Source organism: Streptomyces sp. NPDC049577 (assembly GCF_040675635.1).
Taxonomy (GTDB): domain Bacteria; phylum Actinomycetota; class Actinomycetes; order Streptomycetales; family Streptomycetaceae; genus Streptomyces.
Genome location: NZ_JBFAPH010000373.1, coordinates 1 through 5,811, shown reverse-complemented (window position 1 = coordinate 5,811; position 5,811 = coordinate 1). Strand labels below are relative to the sequence as shown.

6 protein-coding genes are annotated in these 5,811 nt (G+C 72.1%); all 6 read left to right on the top strand.

Translation table 11 applies throughout. From position 1 onward, the window contains the following. A partial coding sequence (locus AB0K09_RS28665; protein ID WP_366068319.1) for a DUF5941 domain-containing protein occupies nt 1-1,509 on the top strand: 1,509 nt, incomplete at its 5' end. Continuing rightward, nucleotides 1,506-2,270, top strand: coding sequence for a phosphocholine cytidylyltransferase family protein (locus AB0K09_RS28660; RefSeq protein ID WP_366068318.1), 765 nt, complete (start codon nt 1,506-1,508; stop codon nt 2,268-2,270). The genes AB0K09_RS28665 and AB0K09_RS28660, both read left to right, overlap by 4 nt. After that, nucleotides 2,258-3,319, top strand: a complete 1,062-nt coding sequence (locus AB0K09_RS28655) for an iron-containing alcohol dehydrogenase family protein (protein WP_366068317.1) — start codon at nt 2,258-2,260, stop codon at nt 3,317-3,319. The genes AB0K09_RS28660 and AB0K09_RS28655 overlap by 13 nt, the downstream gene beginning before the upstream one ends. Beyond that, nucleotides 3,297-4,076: a CDP-alcohol phosphatidyltransferase family protein gene (locus tag AB0K09_RS28650; RefSeq protein ID WP_366068316.1), complete on the top strand. Its 780-nt coding sequence runs from the start codon at nt 3,297-3,299 to the stop codon at nt 4,074-4,076. The genes AB0K09_RS28655 and AB0K09_RS28650 overlap by 23 nt, the downstream gene beginning before the upstream one ends. Beyond that, complete coding sequence (locus AB0K09_RS28645) at nt 4,073-4,969, top strand: glycosyltransferase (protein WP_366068315.1); 897 nt, start codon at nt 4,073-4,075, stop codon at nt 4,967-4,969. The genes AB0K09_RS28650 and AB0K09_RS28645 overlap by 4 nt, the downstream gene beginning before the upstream one ends. Before the next feature lie 77 nt (nt 4,970-5,046). After that, on the top strand, nt 5,047-5,811 hold a 765-nt coding region (locus AB0K09_RS28640), incomplete at its 3' end, for an ABC transporter permease (RefSeq protein ID WP_366068314.1).

Here is a 5,811-nt window from a genome sequence, read left to right as displayed (position 1 = left end):
GCCCTGGCCGCGGCGCCCGCCCCCGGCGGCGAGCCCCTGCCCGACGTCCTCGCCGCCCGGCTCGACGCCGAGGGCGAGGCCGTCCACCGCCCCGACCTCGGCGTGCTCGTCGCCGCCGTGCCCGAGGGCGACGACGTCCGCGCCAAGGCGCTCGCCGATGTCGCCGCCGTCGACGACGAGGCGGTCCGGCTGCGCTCGGCCGTGAAGTCCCGCGACGGTTTCTTCACCACCTTCTGCATCAGCCCGTACTCCCGCTATATCGCCCGTTGGTGCGCACGCCGCGGCCTTACCCCTAATCAGGTGACGACGGCCTCGCTGTTGACGGCGCTGATCGCGGCCGCCTGCGCGGCGAGCGGCACCCGGCCCGGCTTCGTCGCCGCCGGCGTGCTGCTGATCGCCTCGTTCGTGCTCGACTGCACCGACGGCCAGCTCGCCCGCTACTCCCTCCAGTACTCCACGCTCGGCGCCTGGCTCGACGCCACCTTCGACCGCGCCAAGGAGTACGCCTACTACGCGGGCCTCGCGCTGGGAGCGGCCCGCGGCGGGCACGACGTGTGGGCGCTCGCGCTCGGCGCGATGGTGCTCCAGACCTGCCGGCACGTCGTCGACTTCTCCTTCAACGAGGCGAACCACGACGCCACCGCGAACACCAGCCCCACCGCCGCGCTCTCCGACAAGCTCGACAGCGTCGGCTGGACGGTCTGGGCCCGCCGCATGATCGTGCTGCCCATCGGCGAGCGCTGGGCGCTGATCGCGGTCCTCACCGCCCTGACCACGCCGCGCGTCGTCTTCACCGTGCTGCTGACCGGCTGCGCGATCGCCGCCTGCTACACCACCGCCGGCCGAGTCCTGCGCTCCCTGACCCGCAAGGCCCGCCGGACCGACCGGGCCGCCCGCGCGCTGGCCGACCTCGCCGACTCGGGACCCCTCGCCGAGGCGGTCGCCAAGGCCGCCGCGCGCCGCCCCGGCGGCGGCGCCACGGCCCCCGTCCTCGCCTTCGCCGGCGCCGGAGTGCTGCTGCTCACCCTGTGGTGGCACACCTCACCCTGGCTGCCGGTGGCCGGCGCCGCCGCGTACGCGCTCTTCGCGGGCGCCGCGGTGGCCAAGCCCCTGAAGGGGCCGCTGGACTGGCTCGTACCGCCCGCGTTCCGCGCCGCCGAATACGTGACGATCCTGGCACTGGCCGCCCGCTCCCATGCCCCCGGAGCCCTTCCCGCGGCATTCGGCCTGGTGGCCGCGGTCGCCTACCATCACTACGACACGGTGTACCGCATCCGTGGCGGCACCGGCGCCCCGCCGCACTGGCTGGTCCGGGCGATCGGCGGGCACGAGGGACGGGCCCTGGCGGTCACGATCGCCGCCGCCCTCTGGCAACACGGCCAAGGTTTCACCGAAGCGCTGACGGTCCTCGCGGCCGCCATCGCGCTCGTGGTGCTCGCCGAGAGCATCCGGTTCTGGGTGTCCTCCGGGGCCCCCGCAGTACACGACGAAACAGGAGAACCCACATGATCGGCCTCGTGCTGGCGGCCGGCGCCGGACGGCGTCTGCGCCCCTACACCGACACCCTGCCCAAGGCTCTGGTGCCGGTAGGGGCCGAAGGGCCCGCCGGGGACGGCGCGGACGCGCTCACCGTCCTCGACCTCACCCTCGGCAACTTCGCCGAGGTCGGCCTGACCGAGGTCGCGATCGTGGTCGGCTACCGCAAGGAGGCCGTGTACGCCCGCAAGGAGGCGCTGGAGGCCAAGTACGGCCTCAAGCTCACCCTGATCGACAACGACAAGGCCGAGGAGTGGAACAACGCCTACTCCCTGTGGTGCGCCCGTGACGTGCTCGGCCGCGGCGTGATCCTCGCCAACGGCGACACCGTCCACCCGGTCTCCGTCGAGAAGACGCTGCTGGCCGCCCGCGGCAACGGCCAGAAGATCATCCTCGCCCTCGACACGGTGAAGAAGCTCGCCGACGAGGAGATGAAGGTCATCGTGGACGCCGAGAAGGGCGTCCAGAAGATCACCAAGCTGATGGAGCCCACCGAGGCCACCGGCGAGTACATCGGCGTCACCCTCATCGAGGCCGAGGCCGCCGCCGAGCTGGCCGACGCCCTGAAGACCACCTTCGAGCGCGACCCCGACCTCTACTACGAGGACGGCTACCAGGAGCTCGTCAACCGCGGCTTCAAGGTCGACGTGGCGCCCATCGGCGACGTGCGCTGGGTCGAGATCGACAACCACGACGACCTCGCCAAGGGCCGGGAGATCGCGTGCCAGTACTGACGAGGCTCATCCCCTCGCCGGTCGTCGTCGACATCCGTGCCGGAGCCCTGGACGATCTGGCGGGCGTCCTCGCCGACCAGCGGATCTCCAGCTCCGGCAAGCTGGCCATCGCCATCAGCGGCGGCTCCGGGGCGGTGCTGCGCGAGCGGCTCGCCCCGGCGCTGCCCGGCGCCGACTGGTACGAGGTCGGCGGCGGCACGCTGGACGACGCGGTCAAGCTCGGCGACGCCATGAAGAAGGGGCACTACGACGCGGTCGTGGGCCTCGGCGGTGGCAAGATCATCGACTGTGCGAAGTACGCGGCGGCCCGGGTGGGCCTGCCGCTGGTGGCCGTCGCGACGAACCTGTCGCACGACGGCCTGTGCTCGCCGGTCGCCACCCTGGACAACGACGCCGGCCGTGGCTCCTACGGAGTGCCGAACCCGATCGCCGTGGTCATCGACCTCGACGTCATCCGCGAGGCCCCGGTCCGCTTCGTCCGCTCCGGCATCGGCGACGCCATCTCCAACATCTCCTGCGTCGCGGACTGGGAGCTCTCCCACCGCGAGACTGGCGAGGCGATCGACGGACTGGCCGCCGCCATGGCCCGTCAGGCGGGCGAGGCCGTGCTGCGCCACCCCGGCGGGGTGGGCGACGACGCCTTCCTCCAGGTGCTGGCCGAGGGCCTGGTCCTCACCGGCATCTCGATGTCCGTCGCGGGCGACAGCCGCCCGGCCTCCGGCGCCTGCCACGAGATCAACCACGCGCTCGACATCCTCTACCCGAAGCGCTCCGCCAGCCACGGCGAGCAGGTCGGCATCGGCGCCGCCTTCGCGATGCACCTGCGCGGTGCCCGCCAGGAGTCCGCCCACATGGTCGAGGTCCTGCGCCGGCACGGCCTGCCCGTGCTGCCGGGCGAGATCGGCTTCACCGACGAGGAGTTCGTCAAGGCGGTGGAGTTCGCGCCGCAGACCCGCCCCGGGCGGTACACCATCCTGGAGCACCTCGCCCTCTCCACCGACCAGATCAGGGACGCATACGCCGACTATGCCAAAACCGTCAGTCGCTGAACTGCGCCCGGTCGTCCACCCCGCGGGTGTGAAGGACCGGCGCAGCGGTGAGCACTGGGCCGGCCGCCTCTACATGCGGGAGATCTCGCTGCGGGTGGACCGGCACCTGGTGAACACCAGGGTCACGCCCAACCAGCTCACCTATCTGATGACCGTCGCGGGCGTCCTCGCGGCCCCGGCCCTGCTGGTGCCCGGGATCGCGGGCGCGGTGCTCGGCGCGGTCATGGTCCAGCTCTACCTGCTGCTCGACTGCGTCGACGGCGAGATCGCCCGCTGGAAGAAGCAGTACTCGATGTCCGGGGTGTACCTGGACCGGGTCGGCGCCTATCTGTGCGACGCCGCGGTCCTGGTCGGCCTCGGCCTGCGCGCCGCCGACCTGTGGGGCGGCGGCCGGATCGACTGGCTGTGGGCCTTCCTCGGCACCCTCGCCGCGCTGGGCGCCGTCCTGATCAAGGCCGAGACGGACCTCGTCGGCGTCGCCCGCCACCAGGCCGGCCTGCCGCCGGTCAAGGAGTCCGCGGCCGAGCCGCGCTCCTCCGGCATGGCGCTGGCCCGCAAGGCCGCCGCCGCGCTGAAGTTCCACCGGCTGATCCTCGGGATCGAGGCGTCCCTGCTGATCCTGCTCCTCGCGATCGTGGACTCGGCCCGGGGCGACCTGTTCTTCACCCGGCTCGGCACCGCCGTCCTGGCCGGCATCGCCGTCCTGCAGACGCTGCTGCACCTGGTGTCCATCCTCGTCTCCAGCAGGCTGCGATGAGCGCGCCGGAGATGAAGGTCGGCGCGGTCGTCCTGACCATGGGCAACCGCCCCGACGAGCTGCGCGCCCTGCTGGAGTCGGTGGCCAAGCAGACCGGCGACCCCATCGAGGTCGTCGTCGTCGGCAACGGCTCCCCGCTGCCCGAGCTGTCCGTGCCCGGTCTGACCGTACGGACGGTCGAGCTGTCCGAGAACGTGGGCATCCCGGCCGGCCGCAACGTCGGGATCGAGGCCTTCGGTCCCGGCGGGCGGGACGTCGACGTCCTGCTCTTCCTGGACGACGACGGGCTGCTGCCCCGGCAGGACACCGCCGAGCTGTGCCGGGAGGCGTTCGCCGCCGATCCCCGGCTCGGGATCATCAGCTTCCGCATCGCCGACCCGGACACCGGCGTCACCCAGCGCCGGCACGTCCCCCGGCTGCGCGCCTCGGACCCCCTGCGGTCCTCCCGGGTGACCACCTTCCTCGGCGGCGCCAACGCGGCCCGCACACGGGTCTTCGCGGAGGTCGGCGGGTTGCCCGACGACTTCTTCTACGCGCACGAGGAGACCGACCTCGCGTGGCGGGCCCTCGACGCGGGCTGGATGATCGACTACCGGGCGGACATGGTCCTGCACCACCCGGCCACGGCACCCAGCCGGCACGCGGTCTACCACCGCATGGTGGCCCGCAACCGGGTCTGGCTGGCCCGCCGGAACCTTCCGGCACCCCTGGTCCCCGTCTACGTCGGGGTCTGGCTGCTGCTGACCCTGGCCCGGCGCCCCTCGCCGGCCGCGCTGCGTGCCTGGCTGGGCGGTTTCAAGGAGGGGTGGACGACGCCGTGCGGACCGCGCCGCCCCATGAAGTGGCGTACCGTGTGGCGCCTGACCCGACTGGGTCGACCGCCCGTGATCTGACAAGCTCGTAGCAGAACCCAGCGCGCGGCCCGGGGCCCCGGCCCCGGCAGCGCACCTTGAGGACGAAAGTGTCAACAGTGAGCGAGACCACGCACGACGGTGCGGTCGCCATGAGTGTCCCGCCGTCACCCGACGACGGCCTGCCCGCCGCCGAGCTGGCCAGGAAGTACGGCCTCGCGGTGAGCGGCGCCCGGCCGTCGCTGCCGGACTACGCGCGGCAGCTGTGGGACCGGCGGCACTTCATCATCGCCTTCTCCCGGGCGAAGCTGACCGCCCAGTACAGCCAGGCCAAGCTCGGCCAGGTGTGGCAGGTGGCGACACCGCTGCTGAACGCGTCGGTGTACTTCCTCATCTTCGGCGTGCTCATGCAGCAGAGCAAGGGCATGGGGATCTCCACCTACATCCCCTATCTGGTGACGGGCATCTTCGTCTTCACCTTCACCCAGAGCTCGGCCCTGGCCGGCGTGCGGGCGATCTCGGGGAACCTCGGGCTGGTGCGGGCCCTGCACTTCCCGCGGGCCGCGCTGCCCGTGTCCTTCGCGCTGCAGCAGCTCCAGCAGCTGCTGTACTCGATGATCGTGCTCTTCCTGTTCCTGATCGGGTTCGGGCACATGCCGCAGCCGTCCTGGCTGCTGATCGTCCCGGTGCTGGTGCTGCAGTTCGTCTTCAACACCGGCCTGGCGATGATCCTGGCCCGGATGGGCAGCAAGACCCCGGACCTGGCCCAGCTGCTGCCGTTCATCCTGCGCACCTGGATGTACGCCTCGGGTGTCATGTACAACCTGGTCGAGGCGCTGAAGAAGGCGCACTCCCCGGCCTGGCTGATCGACGTCCTGGGGGCC

Excerpts from the sequence above, each read along its gene's own strand:
- AB0K09_RS28650 (WP_366068316.1), top strand. The coding sequence starts at position 3,297 with ATGCCAAAACCGTCAGTCGCTGAACTGCGCCCGGTCGTCCACCCCGCG.
- AB0K09_RS28645 (WP_366068315.1), top strand. The coding sequence starts at position 4,073 with ATGAGCGCGCCGGAGATGAAGGTCGGCGCGGTCGTCCTGACCATGGGC.
- AB0K09_RS28660 (WP_366068318.1), top strand. The coding sequence starts at position 1,506 with ATGATCGGCCTCGTGCTGGCGGCCGGCGCCGGACGGCGTCTGCGCCCC.